This is a genomic window from Larkinella harenae, assembly GCF_054780515.1.
In genome coordinates, this window is the sequence record NZ_BAAGWE010000001.1 from 2,091,234 (window position 1) to 2,108,327 (window position 17,094).

Genomic DNA, 17,094 nt, shown 5'->3' on the forward strand with positions numbered 1-17,094 from the left:
ATGAGCCAGAAAACTGAAAAACAGCCTGCACCGCAGTCCATCACCCGCGAACCGCTGACGGGATCGCGCAAAATTTACGTACCTGGTCAATTACACAACATTCGCGTGGCAATGCGCGAAATCGTCGTTTCGGATACCGTCAGCCACCTCAACGGCCCGGAAATCAGAACCGCCAACGCGCCCGTTACCGTCTACGACACCAGCGGCCCGTACACGGACCCAGCGGTGCCCATCGACCTGCAAAAAGGCTTGCCCCGGCTGCGTGAGTCCTGGATTCGGGAGCGCAACGACGTGGAAGAACTACCGGATTTTTCGTCTGATTACTGCCGCCAGCGTATGGCCGACGCCCGACTGGATTCGTTGCGGTTCGAGCACATTCGTAAGCCGCTGCGGGCCAAACCGGGCCAGAACGTCACGCAATTGCACTACGCGCGCCAGGGAATCATTACGCCGGAGATGGAATACATCGCCATCCGCGAAAATCAGCGCATTGATGCCATCCGAGGGGCTGACCCGCTGAAGGAGCAGCACCCCGGCAACAGCTTCGGGGCCAACACACCGAAAGGTTTCATCACGCCGGAATTTGTGCGGCAGGAAGTGGCCGCTGGCCGGGCCATCATCCCCTCGAACATCAACCACCCGGAAAGTGAGCCGATGATTATTGGGCGTAATTTTCTGGTAAAAATCAACACCAACATCGGTAATTCGGTAGTGACGTCGAGCATTGAGGAAGAGGTCGAAAAGGCCGTATGGAGTTGTCGCTGGGGGGGCGATACGCTGATGGATTTATCGACAGGTAAGCACATTCACGAAACCCGGGAGTGGATTATCCGTAACTGCCCGGTGCCCGTTGGAACCGTGCCGATTTATCAGGCGCTCGAAAAAGTGAACGGCAAGGCCGAAGACCTGACCTGGGAGCTTTTCCGCGATACGCTCATTGAACAGGCCGAACAGGGGGTCGATTATTTCACGATTCACGCGGGCGTTCGGTTGCGTTACATTCCGCTGACGGCCAAGCGAGTAACGGGTATTGTGTCGCGGGGTGGCAGCATTCTGGCTAAATGGTGTCTGGCGCATCATCGCGAAAACTTCCTGTATACCCATTTCGAGGAAATCTGCGAAATTATGAAAGCCTACGACGTGGCGTTTTCGCTGGGCGACGGTCTGCGGCCCGGTTCTATTGCCGACGCCAACGACGCGGCCCAATTTGCCGAACTCGAAACGCTGGGCGAACTGACCAAAATCGCCTGGAAACACGATGTGCAGGTGATGATCGAAGGCCCTGGTCACGTACCGATGCACCTCATCAAGGAGAACATGGAAAAGCAGCTTCAGCACTGCGACGAAGCGCCGTTTTATACCCTTGGTCCGCTGACGACCGACATTGCGCCCGGTTACGACCACATCACGTCTGCCATCGGAGCGGCCATGATTGGCTGGTACGGAACGGCCATGCTCTGCTACGTGACACCGAAAGAGCACTTGGGGCTGCCCAACAAAAAAGACGTCAAAGACGGGGTGATTACCTACAAGATTACCGCCCATGCCGCCGATCTGGCCAAGGGGCATCCGGGGGCGCAATACCGCGACAATGCCCTGAGCAAAGCCCGCTTCGAATTCCGGTGGGAAGACCAGTTCAACCTGTCGCTGGACCCCGACACGGCCCGATCTTTCCACGACGAAACGTTGCCCGCCGAAGGGGCCAAAATTGCCCATTTCTGTTCAATGTGCGGCCCGCATTTCTGCTCGATGAAGATCACGCAGGATGTCCGTGCGTATGCGGAGCAGCAGGGATTAGCCGAAGCGGATGTGCTAGACAAGGCGATGGAAATCAAAGCGAAGGAATTTGTGGAGCAGGGCGCTCAGATTTATCAATAAGCCGAAAAATGAGCATGAATAGTAGTCGATTACAGTACATCACCACCTCCCCCGAACAGGCCGACGCAGCTTGTCGGGCGGGGGTAGACTGGGTGCAGTTGCGGATTAAAAACCGCAGCGCAGCCGATTGGAAGGCGCTGGCCCTCGAAACGCTGGCCGTTTGCCGCCAGTACAACGCCCGGCTGATCATCAACGATAACGTGGCCCTGGCCGGTGAAATCGGTGCCGATGGGGTTCATGTCGGGACAGAAGACCTGCCCGTGGCCGAAGCCCGGCGGTTGCTGGGGCCTTCGGTGATCATCGGCGGCACGGCCAACACCCTGGAGGACATTCGAGCCCACCACGCTGCCGGAGCAACCTACATTGGTCTCGGGCCGTACCGATTCACGAATACCAAGGAAAAATTAAGTCCTATTCTGGGCCTGGAGGGCTACCAGGCCCTAATGACGGCCTGCGCATCCGAAGGGCTTTCGCTGCCGATCATCGCCATTGGTGGCATTGAGGTGGCGGATGTACCGGCGCTCCTTCGGGAAGGGGTACACGGCATTGCCGTTTCGGCGGCTATTACTCGCGATCCCCAACGTCAGGTGCCCGCCTTCTGGCAGGCCATTCAAACGGTTACACCCTATTCAACGCTGGAAAAACAATGAACGACCTTCTTTCTCAACCCCTGCAAATTGCGGATAAAACCTTTTCGTCGCGCCTGTTTACGGGCACCGGAAAATTTAGCTCAACCGACCTGATGGAAGCGGCTCTGCTGGCGTCCGGCTCCGAACTGGTGACGGTGGCGCTGAAACGCGTTGACCTGGCCAATAACAACGACGACACGCTGCTGCACCTGAAGGCTCCGCACCTGAACCTGCTGCCCAACACCTCCGGAGTGCGCACCGCCCGTGAAGCTGTATTTGCCGCCGAACTGGCCCGCGAAGCACTCGAAACCAACTGGCTCAAACTGGAAATTCACCCTGATCCGCGCTACCTATTGCCCGATCCCATCGAAACGCTGAAAGCCGCCGAAGAGCTGGTCAAGTTGGGGTTTGTCGTATTGCCCTACATCCACGCCGATCCGGTGCTGTGCAAGCGGCTCGAAGCGGTTGGTGTGGCCGCCGTGATGCCGCTGGGGGCGCCCATTGGCTCGAATCGGGGGCTGCGAACGCTGGATTTTCTGGAAATTATCATCGAACAAAGCCAGGTGCCGGTGGTCGTGGACGCCGGGCTTGGTGCCCCGTCGCACGCGGCTGCCGCGATGGAGTTGGGGGCCGATGCGGTGCTGGTCAATACGGCCATTGCCGTAGCCGATAACCCGGTGCAGATGGCCGTCGCCTTCAAGATGGCCGTCGAAGCGGGACGGCTGGCGTACGAAGCCCGGTTAGGGGCCGCTTCCCCGACCGCCGTAGCGAGTAGTCCTTTCACCGCTTTCCTGGAAGAATAACGATGTTTAGCGAATTACTGGAAAAATATAACTGGTCGGAAAGCCAGCGGGCCATCGAGACAAAAACTGCGCGGGATGTGGAAATGGCGCTGGCCCGCACTGACCGGACGCTAGCTGATTTTCAGGCCTTGATTTCGCCAGCCGCATCCCCGTATCTGGAAGAAATGGCCCGCCAGAGTCACCGCCTAACCCAGCAGCGGTTTGGCAAAACCATGCAGTTGTACGCCCCGCTGTACTTGTCCAACGAGTGCCAGAACATCTGCACGTACTGCGCGTTTAGTGTGGATAATAAAATCCGGCGACGAACCCTGACCGATGATGAGATTCTGCGCGAAGCCAATGCGTTGAAAGCGATGGGCTATCAGCACGTTCTGCTCGTGACGGGGGAGGCCAACCAGACCGTCGGGGTGCCGTACCTGAAAAACGCCATTCGGTTATTGCGCAGCCGGTTTGCCCACATTTCGATGGAAGTGCAACCACTCGACCAGGCCGCCTACGAAGAACTGATTCCGGAAGGACTGCATACGGTGCTGGTCTACCAGGAGACGTACGACCGCGACAGTTACAAGACTCACCACCCGAAGGGGAAAAAAGCCAGTTACCGCTACCGGGTCGAAACCCCCGACCGGCTGGGCCGCGCGGGCATCCACAAGCTGGGGCTGGGCACCTTGCTGGGGCTGTCGGACTGGCGCACGGACAGCTTTTTTACGGCCCTGCACCTGCATTACCTGGAACGTACGTATTGGCAAACCCGCTACAGCCTGTCGTTTCCGCGTTTGCGGCCCATCGACGTGCTGGGCGCGGAGGGGGTAACGTCCCGGGATTTTGGCAACTGCCTGACCGACCGAGAGTTGGTCCAACTGATTTGCGCCTACCGGCTATTTAGTCCCGAAGTCGAATTATCGCTGTCAACGCGTGAAAGTCCGACCTTCCGCGACCACGTTATTCGGTTGGGAATCACCAGCATCAGTGCGGGGTCGAAGACCAATCCGGGCGGGTACGTCGTGGAGCCGCAGTCGCTCGAACAGTTCGAAATATCCGACGAACGTTCCCCCGCTGAAATGGCCGCGGTGATTCGGCGGGCCGGTTACGAGCCGGTTTGGAAAGATTGGGACGCCAGCTTAATGACCGTACATCCATGACCGAGATCGAACAGGAACGATACAGCCGCCATTTGCTCTTGCCCGAAATTGGGCTGGCAGGGCAGGAAAAGCTGAAAAGGGCCCGGGTGCTGGTTATCGGCGCGGGTGGGTTGGGCTGCCCGGTGTTGCAATACCTGACCGCTGCCGGAATTGGGACGATTGGCGTGGCCGATGGTGATACCGTCGCCCTGAGCAACCTCCAGCGGCAGATTCTTTTTTCGACCGCCGACGTGGGCAAGCCCAAGGCGCAGGCGGCAGCCACCCGCTTACGGGAGCAAAATCCGCTGATAACGATTCAGGCTCATTCGGATTTTCTGACAGTTGAAAATGCGCTGGACTGGATTGCCGGTTACGACGTGGTGGTGGATGGTTCGGACAATTTTGCCACCCGGTATCTGGTCAATGACGCCTGCGTAATGCTGAACAAACCGCTGGTGTTTGGCTCGATTTACCGGTTTGAGGGGCAGGTGAGCGTGTTCAATGTCGGCGATGGCCCCACGTATCGCTGCCTCTATCCCGACCCGAGCGATCTGCCTGCCTGCGCCGAAGCGGGTGTTTTGGGGGTGCTTCCGGGCATTACGGGCTGTTTGATGGCTAACGAGGTGATCAAGCTGGTGACGGGTACGGGCGAATTGCTGAGTGGCAAACTGCTGGTTTTTAATGCGATGAAGATGCACTTTCAGACCTTCACGCTGGCGGCTGATCCGGTGAATAAAACAGTCACGGAATTGTCGGCGGGTCTTTCGGTATGTGCTTCGCCGGTTGTGGAAATTACCCATGCTGAATACCGGAAGCGGCTAGCTCAGGAGCCTGATCTACAATTGATTGATGTACGCGAACCGGAAGAAGCCGCCCGCCGAACATTGGGAGGACTGTTGATTCCTTTGCGCCAATTGTTAGCACAACCGACGCTGATCCCGCCTGATCAGCCCATTGTTATTTATTGCCAATCGGGCGTACGAAGCCGGAAAGCGGTGGAGTTTTTGCAAGCGCACGGTTTTCAGCGGGTGGTCAGCTTAAAAGGAGGCATAAGCGCCGCACCCGTTTAAGCAAGTTGCTGAACCAGCTGCCGCACGGCTTGAACCGGGTTCGGACTTTCCCACAGAGCGCCCAGGACGGCCGCTCCGTCGAAACCGGCCCGCTGCACCTGGGCAATGTTTTTCGATTGAATACCGCCCAGGCCAATCAGTTTGGGTAATGATTCGGTGGATCGACGGAGCGTTGCGAGCTGATTGACCTGTTCATCCAGCGTCAGGGTCGGGCCGTAGCCGGGTTTGCTGATACTTGGAAAAATTGGGCTGTAAAACACCATCTCAACGCGTCCGGCCAGCGCGGGCCAATGGGTCAGGTCGTGAATACTGGTCGAAAAAGCCCGGTTGCCGGAAGGGGCCTGCTGCCGAGTAGTTTCTTTCCAGTGAAGCTGAAAATCGGTATCGGACCACGGAAAAGTCAGGAGCAGTTGCGTCTGGTAGGGTCGCAACGTTTCGCTTTCTAACTGACGCCGTAGCTCCGCCGAATCGGGTTGGCGAACGTACAAATACGAAAGTCCGGCATGGAAGAGGGCGGGAATCAGGTTCCAAAATTGATCAGGAAGGACCGATGGGGTAATGCCAATAAGTTGAAAAACCATCTGTAAGACAATGTTGGGCGCAATGCTATGAATAAAAAAAAGCCGGTTCTCATGAGATTGCTAGAGGGCCAACGGTTTTTTGCCTTTGGGTTGCAGCAAATTATTTACCTGCAACTTGAAGAGTGCGGGCCAATTTTTACCGGTGACATACAGCGCCTTTTCTTTTGGATGGTAAGCAATCCCGTTCAATACATTAGCCTGCGGGTCCGCCAGGTTTTTCGGAACGATCTTTTCTAAATTTAACTCACCGACAACTTTCCCCGATTCCAAATCAATCTGAACGATGCGATTCGTTTCCCAAACGTTCGCTAAGACGAAACCGTTGACATACTCCAGTTCATTGAGCTTTGCTACAGCTCCGTGATCATCGTAGACATATAAAAAACCGATTGGCTGAAAATTTGGGGTATAGAAAAACAACCGATTGGTGCCATCACTCACAATCAGCGTAGTGTCTTGGTGCGTCATGCCCCAACCTTGGGTTGGATAGGAAAAGGTCTGATCATGCTCAAATCCCAGGGTGTAGCGAAAGCATTGGCCCGACGTCCAGGTTAATTGGTAAATTCGATCCCCAACGATGGTAATTCCTTCGCCAAAATACTGCGGTGGTAGCGACGTTGATTGAAGGCTAGCCCCCGTGGATACGTCAATTCGCATTAGCCTGGATTGGCCATTCAAGCCCGTGCTTTCGTACAGGGAGCCTTTATAAAACTCCAGGCCCTGTGTAAAACTGGTGGATTGGTGGGGGAGCGTCGTGACTACCTGATAGGACAGTGGCTGAGGTTTCGTATCAGACCGAATTTCAACGGCCACTGTGTCGGAAACAGGAAGCTGTTGGGTGGTCATTCCGTTGATCACCAGTTGATAGACACCAACCTTTGAGACCGTGATGGGTACTTTCAGGAGCAGGCTATCAGGCTGAATCGGTTTTACGGACGCCGTATCGAATCGTATATCAATCTGCGTAAGTGCCTGTTCAAGGGCAATTACGATGGTGTCGCCGGTGGCATAAACCGTCTGGGAAAGTGAGGCCACGGAAGGGGTAAGCAAGGCTGGCGAGTCGTCGACAGGTTTCTTTTTGGGTTGGCAGCCTATTAGCAACCAGCCTACTATTCCAAAGACAAGAACTTGTAAACGAGGTGTCATTCTTTTCGTCGTTTGCTAAAAGTATAAAAAAAGCCCTTCCAATTGGCAGAACGGCGTAAAACCGTGCTGGCCGATTGGAAGGGATGGCGTGTTGTTGTTTACTGTCTGGTCCGGGTGAAGCTGATTTTACTGAAGGGCCACCAGGCGAGTCGGTTGGCTGGGTTGGTGGGTCGCCAGGGTGACGGTTTGAGTGGATGAATCAACGCCGTTGCTGATCACCACCTGGTAGACCCCGTCGGGCAGGTTGCTGACATCGAGCCGTAGCCGGGCACCCGGCTGGCGTTTGCCGATCTGCTGTGCGAAAACATCCGAGCCTGCACTATTTTTGAGTGCAACCACCACCGGGCCACCAATTTGTTTATCGACGGAAATGTGCAGTTTACCGTCAACGGTCGTGTACATAGCACTTTGAAAGGCAGCGGCTTTCTGTGGCCGACCGATTGGCTTGTGGGTTTCGGCCTGCGTTGCGGTGAAGCTAAAAACCGTCAGGGTGAAGGCTGCGAACAGGGTGTTGATCAGGGTTTTCATGGCGTATAATGTTTTTGTTGTTTCGATTGGGTGAATCCGTTTTGGATGAGTCAAAGGTCGGCAGACGGTCGGGAAAAGGCTGTCACAAATGAGTCAATCGCTGTCACTTTTGGGAAATGGGCGGGAGAAAGGCTATCGGAAGGAAAAAGGTGGCTACTACGGTTTTATCGGATGTGACTAGGTTGTTTTTACACGTGCCAACCTGTATCTTCCGGTCGCAGTCCCGGCTGTATTTTTTATCGTATTCCTAAAAACCGTAGCGATGCTTTACTACACGCAACTCATCTTTATAAAGGAAGGACATGAAGCTACCTTTCATTCCTTCGAAGAGCACGTTTTGCCTTTGCTTCAGCGGCATCAGGGTGAGTTGGTATACCGCATACGGCCCGCGATGGACTCCGTACTGACGACAACTTTAGGCTATCCTTACGAAATTCACCTGGTGAGTTTTTCGGATCGGTCCCATTTTGAGGCTTATCGGGACGACCCACAGCGCCTGCAATACCTGCCTTTGAAAGACGAGTCGGTGGAACGGGTGATGCTCATCGAGGGCAACGCTCTCTAGCAGGTGTTGACCGGATCCACGCAATTTGCAGCGGTTTAGCTCCCGCCAACATGCTAGCCCATTCAGGCAATCGGGCTGTTCGCAACGGTGCGGAATCCCCGATCTCCGTCATGATAAAAATGAGTAATTTATTGGTTTGTCAGACTAAAAAATGGCACGGTTTTTACTCGTATTTACTTGCCAGATAAAGAGGCTGATTTTTTAAATGATTAGCTGTTAGTTAATTAGTTTATATTTGTCTTTTGGTGAGTGAATGCCGCAGATTCAATTGTCGGATTTAAGCTTGAGGTGTTTTAAATGATGAGTGCAATAATGTTTCCCTTTTCCGGAAAATTGGTAGTTTACACTTCAAGACATCTTTAAATATGATCAATCGACACGACGAGGCCCAGCGAATAATGGCCTTGAAGAGATATCATATTCTCGATACGCTGCCCGAAAAGGAGTTTGATCAGTTAACCGAACTAGCTTCCGTGATATGCGATGTGCCTACTGCGCTGATTTCCCTGATTGATGAGCAGCGGCAATGGTTCAAGTCTTCCTACAACTTTGAAGACCGCCAAACGCATCGTGACATTGCCTTTTGCGGGCATACCATCTTGCAGGACGATATCCTGGAGGTAAAAGACGCGCTCCAGGACAATCGCTTCCGCCAAAATCCGCTGGTACTGGGAAAACCACACATCCGTTTTTACGCTGGCCACCCCCTGACGGACCCGGCGGGGTTTAATCTGGGCTCTATTTGTGTTATCGATCAAAAACCCGGAAAGTTGACCAAAAGCCAGAAGAAAAATCTGAAAATTCTGGCGGACATTGCCGTGGGGCTCATCGTAAAACACCGCGAAAAACTGGAGCTTCAGCAATTCAAGCAGCTTTTCGAACTCTCCAACGACTTGTTGTGCGTAGCAGGAACTGACGGTTTTTTCAAAGAAATCAATCCGGCTTTTCGAAGGGTGCTGGGCTGGGACGAAACCGTTTTATTACGTACCTCCATTTTTGACCTGGTTCATCCGGAAGACCTTCCTGCTATCCGCGAAGAAATCTTCCGGTTGGCGCAGGGGCAGCAAAGTATCAATTTTGAACCGCGCTTCCGCTGCCAGGATGGCTCCTACCGAAACCTGCAATGGGTGGCTACGCCGGATACCACCACGGGGTTGATCTATGCCATTGCGCGGGATATAACCCTTGAAAAAGAGAAAGAGGCTGCTCTCCAGTATTCCGAAAACCGCTTCCGGTCATTTTTTGAACATTCGCAGGGATTCATGTGTCTGCACGATCAGAACGGACGTTTTCTGCGGGTGAACCAGGCGGGGGCGCGTTCTATGGGCTACGAACCGGAGGACTTTACCCAACTAACGCTTTTTGATATTTCGCCCGCTCAATGGCACGAACAGGTAAAAGACTACCTGTTTGGCATTCAGCAACACGGCCAGGCTAGCGGCTTGATGTACACCCTGCACCGGAATGGCACCACCCAGATCTGGTATTTTAATAATATTCTTGAGGTGGATTCCCAACAGCAGCCCTACGTGATCGGAAATGCCATCGATATCACTGAAAGGCACAAGCTCGAACTGGAGTTGAAAAAGGCCTCCGAAATGCTCGAGCAAACCAATCGAGTGGCTAAAATCGGAGGCTGGGAGGTTGATTTGGTGCGCGAGACGGTTTCGTGGTCGAGTGTAACAAAAGCGATTCATGGGGTTGCTGAAGAGTATGTTCCCAACTTCGACGCAGCGGTTTCTTTTTTCAAAGAACCGTATCGGGCGCAAATCGTGGAGATTTTCCAACGTGCCGTAACGGAAGGGGTGAGTTATGATGTTGAACTTCAGGTTTTTACGGCGACAGATCGACCGGTTTGGGTAAGGGTTATTGGTAAACCGGAATTCAAAAATGGAAAATGCGTTCGGGTGTTCGGCACGTTCCAGGATATTGATGACCGGAAAAAAGCCGAAAAAGAGCTGCTGACCGAAAAGAAGCGGCTGGCTGCTTTTGTCGAACACGCGCCGGCGGCCGTGGCCATGTTTGATAAAGACATCCGGTATCTGGCCGTCAGTAAGCGTTGGCTGGAGGAATACAAAATTACGCAGGATATTATCGGGTTATCACACTATGAAGTTTTTCCCAACATCACCGATAGCTGGAAAAACATTCACCAGCGTTGCTTGCAGGGCGAGGTTGAGAAATGCGAAGAAGATATCTGGCAACCGCCGGACTGGAACTACGAGCAGCATTTGCGCTGGGAAGTCAGGCCGTGGTATGAATACGATGGCAAAATAGGGGGGATCATGATGTTTACGCAGGACATCACCGAAATCTGTTTGCAGCGGGAGGAGTTAAAAAGAGCTAAGTTACTGGCCGAAAACGCCAGCAAGGCCAAGTCTGAATTTCTGGCCAATATGAGCCACGAAATCCGGACGCCCCTGAACGGCGTGATCGGATTTACGGACCTGGTGCTAAAAACCGAACTGGATACTACCCAGCAGCAATATCTGTCTATTGTTAACCAATCGGCCAATGCTTTACTGAGCATCATCAACGATATTCTGGACTTTTCGAAAATCGAAGCGGGAAAGCTTGAACTGGATGTTACCCGTTCGGATATCTACGAAATCAGCAGCCAGGTATCGGATATTATCACGTATCAGGTTCAAAATAAAGGACTTGAAATGTTGCTCAATCTGCCGCCAAACCTGCCCCGTTTTGTGTCTGTCGACGCGGTCAGGCTAAAACAGGTATTGATCAACCTGCTCGGGAACGCGGTCAAATTTACCGAGCAAGGGGAGATCGAACTCAAAATTACGGCCCAGCAACGGGAGCTGGGGCTGGCGTTGTTTCGATTCGAAGTCAGAGACACCGGCATTGGCATCAAACCTGAGATGCAGGCCAAAATTTTTGAGGCTTTTTCGCAGGAAGATCCTTCTACGACCAAAAAATACGGCGGTACCGGTCTCGGGCTGACCATTTCCAACAAATTGCTGGGATTGATGGGAAGCCATTTGCAGCTGGACAGTCAGCCGGGGAAAGGCAGTACGTTCTATTTCGAGCTACCGCTCAAAGCCCAGGAAGGTGATCCGATTGTCTGGCAGGATGTCCGGAGTGTGCGGAATGTATTGATCGTGGATGATAACGAGAATAACCGGATCATTCTCCGGCAGATGTTCTTCATGAAGCAAATACAGGTGGAGGAAGCCAGCAACGGTTTTGAAGCCCTCAACATTCTGGCCGCAGGCAAGACGTTCGACGCCATTCTGATGGACTACCATATGCCGTTCATGAACGGTCTTGAAACGGTTGAGAAAATACGGGGGCATTTTGCAAAATCGCCCGATATCCAACCCGTAGTGCTGTTGCACAGTTCGTCGGACGACGGCGAGATTCTGAAGGGGTGCGAGCAGTTACACATTCGGCAGCGGCTGGTGAAGCCCATTAAAATGCAGGAGCTGTATTTTGCCCTTTCCCGGCTCAAGGAAACCGAGAATGAAACCAGGCCTCCTCAGAAAGCGTCCGTTTCGAATCAACCGGCCGCCAAACTTCCTGTCAAAATCCTGATTGTTGAGGATAATAAGATCAATCAGCTGCTGGCCAAATCCATTTTGAAACGCATCGTTCCGGATGCGATTCTGCTGGAAGCATTGAACGGGCAGGAGGCCGTTGAGTATTACAGCGCCGAGAAGCCTGATCTTATTTTAATGGATGTGCAGATGCCCGTCATGAACGGTATTGAAGCAACCCGGCAAATTCGGGGGCTGGAGCACAACAGCCACGTCCTCATTGTAGCGTTGACCGCCAGCAGTACCGTCGAGGAAAAGCAGAAGTGTGTCGAAGCCGGGATGGATGATTTCATCGCCAAACCGATCGTGGAAGATTCCCTGGTTCAAGTGTTTTCCCGGTGGAAAGTAGGCGCGGAAAAAGAAGCCGAATCGGACCTGCAACCTGTTCTGGTAGACATTTCGGTTATTGAGCGGTTGGCCGGTAACGATCCCGAACTAACGGAGGAATTGGTTCAGGCGGCTAAGGATGAGCTGAATGGCTGGCTAACCGACCGGTTTCCCAAATTACTGGAGGGCGACCTGGGTTTTGTCAAATCGGCGGGTCATCGATTGTATGGCACAACCATCAGCGCGGGCATGGATTCACTTTCTGAACGGGCCCGCCAGCTCGAGTACCTGGAAAAGTTTGATTTCCAGATCGTAGCAGCGCTTGGCGAACAAATCAAAGCGTTGATCCATGCCGTCATTGAGCAGTTAAGCCTCTACCAGAATCAAAAAAAACGCACAACGTAGACGCGATCTTTCCAATAGCCGCCAGCCTGGGCGGTTGGCAAGCATTCTAGAAAATGCTTTTCGTTTTCAGCTTCCTGCTTCCGCATAGGGCAGGCTATCCGGCTATGACCGTTTGGAAACGGAATGAAAGTCTCCGAAGCTGTAAATCACGCACAGCTACATTCTGGGCCACATTCTCACTTGTTCGGGGTATCGCGGACAAAGTCGGTCGATTCGAGTTAGGTTCACAGTAAAGCTTCCTGCTACCGGGCCCGCAGCGGGTCAGATTCTGTTCCGGCTGAGTCTGATAACTTACCAGGGGCCACGGCTTTTTCAAAGGAAATTCACGAATAGGAAAGCTCATCCTGCACCGGATGAGCCCGGTGGAACTGGGCGCTTACTTCAGTATGTAGTATCATGCTTCAATACGTTTATTCTTTTTTGGTATGAGTGAATTACAGGTAAACCAACGTTCGTTAGGCGTTACTTTTCAAAAAGATGGAACTGCCGAGGTCGTCGTATGGGCCCCACGTGCTGACCGGACAGACCTCGTTTGGGGCGATCAAACCCACTGCATTCCCCTGGAAAAACAACCGTTTGGCTATTGGAAGACGACGACCAATCAGCTTAAACCGGGGAATCGTTACCTGTTCAGGATCAATGGTGATACAATGCGGCCGGATCCGGCGTCGCTCGCCCAGCCAGAAGGGGTTCATGGCCCTTCGGAAGCCATCGATACTACTTCTTTTGAATGGCATGATCAGAACTGGGCCAATTATGATCTGGAGGAGTATATCCTTTACGAACTACATACGGGTACTTTCACACCCGAGGGGACGTTTGCCGCCATTGTCAGCAAGTTGGATTATTTGAAGTCGCTGGGAATTAATGCAATCGAGATTATGCCGATCGCCCAGTTTCCCGGTGCTCGCAACTGGGGCTATGATGGCGTATTTCCGTTTGCTGCCCAAAATTCCTACGGAGGGGCCCGGGCGCTCCAGCAGTTGGTGGATGCCTGTCATCAGAAAGGGCTGGCGGTGGTGCTGGATGTGGTTTATAACCACTTCGGACCCGAAGGCAACCACTTCACCGATTTTGGTCCTTACCTCACCAACAAATACTGCACGCCCTGGGGGGATGCCGTTAATTTTGACGATGCCTGGTGCAACGGCGTTCGGCAGTTTTTTGTGGAAAATGCACTCATGTGGTTTCGGGACTTTCACATTGACGCCCTGCGCCTGGATGCCGTACACGCTATCAAAGATTTTAGCACGACGCATATCCTGCAGGAAATCAAACAACACCTCGATCAACTGATGGCGGCTACCGGCAGGCGGCACTATCTCATGGTGGAAAATGACCTCAACGATCCCCGGTTTATTGATCCGCTGGCCGAGCGGGGATTTGGTATGGATGCCCAATGGATTGATGAGTTTCACCATGCACTTCGGGTGTCGGCTGGTGAAGAGCGCAAAGGCTACTATTCCGATTTTAACGGGATTGCCCACCTGGCTAAATCGTACCAGGATGCCTACGTATATGATGGACAGTTCTCTGCCCACCGAAATCGGTTTTTTGGTCAGAAAGCCTCCACTAATCCCGGCCATCAGTTTATTGTGTTTTCCCAAAACCATGATCAGGTCGGTAACCGTATGGCCGGGGAGCGAACCAGTCAGCTGGTGAGCTTTGAGATGCAAAAGCTATTAGCGGCTGCGGTTTTGGTCAGCCCTTACCTGCCGTTGTTGTTTATGGGCGAAGAGTGGGGCGCACCCAATCCTTTCCTGTATTTTGTCAGCCACACAGACCCGGAATTGGCCGAGGCTGTTCGCCAGGGACGCCAGCAGGAGTTTGCCGATTTTCACGGGCAGGGCGAGGTGCCCGACCCTGTGGCCGAAGAAACCTTCCAGCAGTCGAAGTTAGTGTGGGATTGTTTGGACGAAACGCCCCATCAGACGTTGTTTCGCTTTTATCAGGCGCTCATTACGTTGCGGAAAAAACACCCGGCATTGCGCCACCTAAACCGGCAGCAGTTGAAGGTGGTGGCCGACGAAAAACGACAGACCCTCCAGCTATACCGCTGGCACGAAACGCATCATGTTTTATGTTTTCTAAATTTCTCGAAAGAGCACCAAACGCTACCCCTACTGGCTGGTGAGCACGGGCAAAAACTGCTTGATTCGGCAGAGCCAACCTGGCAGAAGGAGTCGGGACTGTCAGTTACCGACACGGCACCATCTGCCCTGGCACCCGCCGAAACCCTGCTTATTCAGCCTGAATCCATTGTTATTTATGGCAGTCCCATTGTCGAACTTTAACCGTTAGTACTGTTATGCTCCGAATTGGTTATCATGCATCCCATGAACAGTTTAAGCCCAGTGTGCTGCTTTCGTATGCCCAATTAGCCGAACAGGCTGGCTTTACGGCCATTTCCTGCTCGGATCATTTTCATCCCTGGAGCGATCAGCAGGGCGAAAGTGGGTTTGCCTGGTCGTGGCTGGGAGCCGCCCTACAGGCTACAAACCTGCCTCTTGGCGTTGTCAATGCACCCGGTCAGCGGTATCACCCCGCCATCATTGCTCAGGCTGCCGCTACGCTGGCCGAGATGTTTCCTGAACGGTTCTGGATGGCCGTTGGGACGGGGCAAGCCCTCAATGAACACATTACTGGTGAGAAGTGGCCCGCCAAAGCCGACCGAAATGCCCGGTTGCTGGAATGTGTAGCGATCATTCGGGCGTTGTGGAATGGCGAAACCGTCTCGCACAAAGGGTTGGTTATGGTGGAAGATGCCAAGCTATATACCCGGCCCGCTGTAAAACCGCTGCTTTTTGGAGCCGCCGTAACAAGCAAAACCGCCGAATGGGTTGGTAGCTGGGCGGACGGATTGCTGACGATTTCGCAGCCGAAAGAACAGTTGCGGGACGTTGTAGATGCCTTCCGGCGCGGGGGAGGAGCAGGAAAACCCATGTATCTTAAAGTTCAGCTTTCCTACGGCCAGAGCCGGGAAACCGCTCAGCAGGGGGCCTATGAGCAATGGCGTTCTAATGTTTTCCCGAATGCCATGCTCACCGAACTCCGAATGCCCGAGCAATTTGCCATGGCGGGTGAGTTGGTGAACCTGGCAGAGGTCGACAAAATGGTGCGCATTTCAGCCGATGTCAATGAACAGATAGCGTGGCTGGCGGAAGACATCGAATTGGGCTTTGAGCGGCTCCTTTTACACAACGTTAACCGGGAACAGCAACGGTTTATTGACGATTTCGGCGGGCATGTTCTGCCCACGCTGTTGAAGTCAACCTGATTTCCGGATGCGGACTTGGGGGTCTTGCATAACTAGAGCCTGTACTTATGAACAATTCGGTTTTCTCATTCTTAACTAACTATGTTCACCGTCGATCAACCCGGGCTCGCCATTGTCTTTTGCCTGTTGACCATGTTGTGTTGGGGCTCCTGGAATAATGGCCAGAAGCTAGTGACCCAGTCGGCTCCCCTGCCGGTCTTTTACCGCGATTATGTCTACGGGATCATCGGTGTGTCCATCCTGTTGGCCTTTACGCTGGGCAATTGGGGTTCCGAAGGCCGTTCGCTGCTGGATGATCTGCGACAGGGCGAAGTGTCTAACTTGCTGCTGGCGCTGGCAGGGGGTGTTATTTTCAATGTAGGCAACTGGTTGCTGGCGGTGGGCGTCAACCGGTCGGGCATTGCGATTGCCATGCCCATCGGAACCGGGCTTTCACTGGCGGTCGGATTGGTGGTCAATTACGTAGCCGAGCCGTCCGGTAAGCTTCCTTTGTTGATTGCTGGCGGTGCACTCGTTTTAGCCGCCATTGCCTGTAGTGCCCTGGCGTATTTGGCCAAAGAAAAAGAGGAGCCCTCGGATGATTCGGATAACTCCGGCATCTGGATTGCCCTGGCGGGTGGCTTGGTGGCGGGGTTTTTCTTCCGCACGGTTTCTTCCGCTATTGCCCAGGACTTGACGAATCCGGAAGCGGGTCTGTTGACGCCGTATTCGGCGCTGCTTTTGTTTGTTGCAGGCATTGGACTGAGCAATCCCTTCATTGAACGACTGGTAAGTCGGTTTGAACTGGCCGGTAAGGAAGACTCACAACGGTCCAAGCCGGGCGTTGGGGTTCGGTTGCGGGCCGTGGGGTTGGCCAGCGGTTCCATCTGGAGCCTGGGAATGCTGGCCTTACTGCTGGGCTCTCCCGAAGCCGGGGATGCGGTATCGTACGGATTAAGTCAGGGGGCTACGATCGTTTCGGTTTTGTGGGGGCTGTTTCTCTGGAAGGAATTTGAAGGTGCCCCGGCCCGGGCAAACCGGTATCTCTGGCTCATGGGACTGGCGTATGTAGCCGGGCTTATTCTGATTATTCTGGCTCGATCGTAGGATTCGCTTGCACTGGAAATGACGCAACAAAACAAACCCGGATTCATTGAATCCGGGTTGTCTGCTAGCCAATCAATCATGGTTTTATGAGATACTTTACCTTAACTCGTAAACGCAGAAGTATGAA

The 17,094-nt window shown here is 53.4% G+C and carries 13 protein-coding genes; 10 read left to right on the plus strand and 3 right to left on the minus strand.

All coding sequences use genetic code 11. The features are described from left to right. Genes thiC through moeB form a run of 5 tightly spaced genes read left to right on the plus strand, consistent with a single transcriptional unit; the run spans position 1 to position 5,501 of the window. A complete protein-coding gene (gene thiC, locus ACYVH9_RS08485; protein ID WP_460635870.1) occupies positions 1 to 1,878 on the plus strand; it encodes a phosphomethylpyrimidine synthase ThiC in 1,878 nt (625 codons plus the stop codon). A gap of 14 nt (positions 1,879 to 1,892) precedes the next feature. After that, positions 1,893 to 2,528, plus strand: coding sequence for a thiamine phosphate synthase (locus tag ACYVH9_RS08490; protein WP_460635871.1), 636 nt, complete (start codon positions 1,893 to 1,895; stop codon positions 2,526 to 2,528). Further along, positions 2,525 to 3,310: a thiazole synthase gene (locus ACYVH9_RS08495; RefSeq protein WP_460635872.1), complete on the plus strand. Its 786-nt coding sequence runs from the start codon at positions 2,525 to 2,527 to the stop codon at positions 3,308 to 3,310. Before ACYVH9_RS08490 ends, ACYVH9_RS08495 begins: the two co-directional genes overlap by 4 nt. A gap of 2 nt (positions 3,311 to 3,312) precedes the next feature. Continuing rightward, positions 3,313 to 4,452, plus strand: coding sequence for a 2-iminoacetate synthase ThiH (gene thiH, locus ACYVH9_RS08500; RefSeq protein ID WP_460635873.1), 1,140 nt, complete (start codon positions 3,313 to 3,315; stop codon positions 4,450 to 4,452). After that, entirely contained in the window at positions 4,449 to 5,501 is a 1,053-nt protein-coding gene (gene moeB, locus ACYVH9_RS08505; protein ID WP_460635874.1) for a molybdopterin-synthase adenylyltransferase MoeB, read from the plus strand. The genes thiH and moeB overlap by 4 nt, the downstream gene beginning before the upstream one ends. On the opposite strand, the gene ACYVH9_RS08510 is transcribed toward moeB, so the two are convergent. From ACYVH9_RS08510 to ACYVH9_RS08520, 3 genes are all read right to left on the minus strand, one after another. Then, on the minus strand, positions 5,498 to 6,082 hold the full coding sequence (locus ACYVH9_RS08510; protein WP_460635875.1) for a thiamine phosphate synthase: 585 nt from the start codon (positions 6,080 to 6,082) through the stop codon (positions 5,498 to 5,500). The genes moeB and ACYVH9_RS08510 overlap by 4 nt on opposite strands. A gap of 60 nt (positions 6,083 to 6,142) precedes the next feature. Beyond that, the gene (locus ACYVH9_RS08515) at positions 6,143 to 7,117 is read right to left on the minus strand and encodes a glutaminyl-peptide cyclotransferase (protein ID WP_460635876.1); all 975 of its coding nucleotides are present in this window, start codon (positions 7,115 to 7,117) and stop codon (positions 6,143 to 6,145) included. A gap of 237 nt (positions 7,118 to 7,354) precedes the next feature. Further along, positions 7,355 to 7,756: a hypothetical protein gene (locus tag ACYVH9_RS08520; RefSeq protein ID WP_460635877.1), complete on the minus strand. Its 402-nt coding sequence runs from the start codon at positions 7,754 to 7,756 to the stop codon at positions 7,355 to 7,357. A 262-nt stretch (positions 7,757 to 8,018) separates the two neighbouring features. Here ACYVH9_RS08520 and ACYVH9_RS08525 point away from each other — a divergent pair, with 262 nt between their 5' ends. The 5 genes from ACYVH9_RS08525 (at position 8,019) to ACYVH9_RS08545 (ending at position 16,967) form a co-directional block, all read left to right on the plus strand. Continuing rightward, positions 8,019 to 8,321, plus strand: a complete 303-nt coding sequence (locus ACYVH9_RS08525) for a DUF1330 domain-containing protein (protein ID WP_460635878.1) — start codon at positions 8,019 to 8,021, stop codon at positions 8,319 to 8,321. Between the two features lie 398 nt (positions 8,322 to 8,719). After that, positions 8,720 to 12,604 (plus strand): PAS domain S-box protein, encoded by a 3,885-nt coding sequence (locus ACYVH9_RS08530; RefSeq protein WP_460636462.1) that lies wholly within the window; start codon positions 8,720 to 8,722, stop codon positions 12,602 to 12,604. 425 nt (positions 12,605 to 13,029) lie between these two features. Beyond that, a complete protein-coding gene (gene treZ, locus ACYVH9_RS08535; RefSeq protein ID WP_460635879.1) occupies positions 13,030 to 14,898 on the plus strand; it encodes a malto-oligosyltrehalose trehalohydrolase in 1,869 nt (622 codons plus the stop codon). Between the two features lie 14 nt (positions 14,899 to 14,912). Then, on the plus strand, positions 14,913 to 15,881 hold the full coding sequence (locus ACYVH9_RS08540; RefSeq protein ID WP_460635880.1) for a TIGR03885 family FMN-dependent LLM class oxidoreductase: 969 nt from the start codon (positions 14,913 to 14,915) through the stop codon (positions 15,879 to 15,881). 81 nt (positions 15,882 to 15,962) lie between these two features. After that, on the plus strand, positions 15,963 to 16,967 hold the full coding sequence (locus ACYVH9_RS08545) for a multidrug DMT transporter permease (RefSeq protein WP_460635881.1): 1,005 nt from the start codon (positions 15,963 to 15,965) through the stop codon (positions 16,965 to 16,967). Positions 16,968 to 17,094 lie beyond the last annotated feature (127 nt).

What these genes read in the sequence shown, in the direction of transcription:
- thiC (WP_460635870.1), top strand. Translation starts at nt 1, where the DNA reads ATGAGCCAGAAAACTGAAAAACAGCCTGCACCGCAGTCCATCACCCGC.
- ACYVH9_RS08490 (WP_460635871.1), top strand. Translation starts at nt 1,893, where the DNA reads ATGAATAGTAGTCGATTACAGTACATCACCACCTCCCCCGAACAGGCC.
- ACYVH9_RS08495 (WP_460635872.1), top strand. Translation starts at nt 2,525, where the DNA reads ATGAACGACCTTCTTTCTCAACCCCTGCAAATTGCGGATAAAACCTTT.
- thiH (WP_460635873.1), top strand. Translation starts at nt 3,313, where the DNA reads ATGTTTAGCGAATTACTGGAAAAATATAACTGGTCGGAAAGCCAGCGG.
- moeB (WP_460635874.1), top strand. Translation starts at nt 4,449, where the DNA reads ATGACCGAGATCGAACAGGAACGATACAGCCGCCATTTGCTCTTGCCC.
- ACYVH9_RS08510 (WP_460635875.1), bottom strand. Translation starts at nt 6,082, where the DNA reads ATGGTTTTTCAACTTATTGGCATTACCCCATCGGTCCTTCCTGATCAA.
- ACYVH9_RS08520 (WP_460635877.1), bottom strand. Translation starts at nt 7,756, where the DNA reads ATGAAAACCCTGATCAACACCCTGTTCGCAGCCTTCACCCTGACGGTT.
- ACYVH9_RS08525 (WP_460635878.1), top strand. Translation starts at nt 8,019, where the DNA reads ATGCTTTACTACACGCAACTCATCTTTATAAAGGAAGGACATGAAGCT.
- ACYVH9_RS08530 (WP_460636462.1), top strand. Translation starts at nt 8,720, where the DNA reads ATGGCCTTGAAGAGATATCATATTCTCGATACGCTGCCCGAAAAGGAG.
- treZ (WP_460635879.1), top strand. Translation starts at nt 13,030, where the DNA reads ATGAGTGAATTACAGGTAAACCAACGTTCGTTAGGCGTTACTTTTCAA.
- ACYVH9_RS08540 (WP_460635880.1), top strand. Translation starts at nt 14,913, where the DNA reads ATGCTCCGAATTGGTTATCATGCATCCCATGAACAGTTTAAGCCCAGT.
- ACYVH9_RS08545 (WP_460635881.1), top strand. Translation starts at nt 15,963, where the DNA reads ATGTTCACCGTCGATCAACCCGGGCTCGCCATTGTCTTTTGCCTGTTG.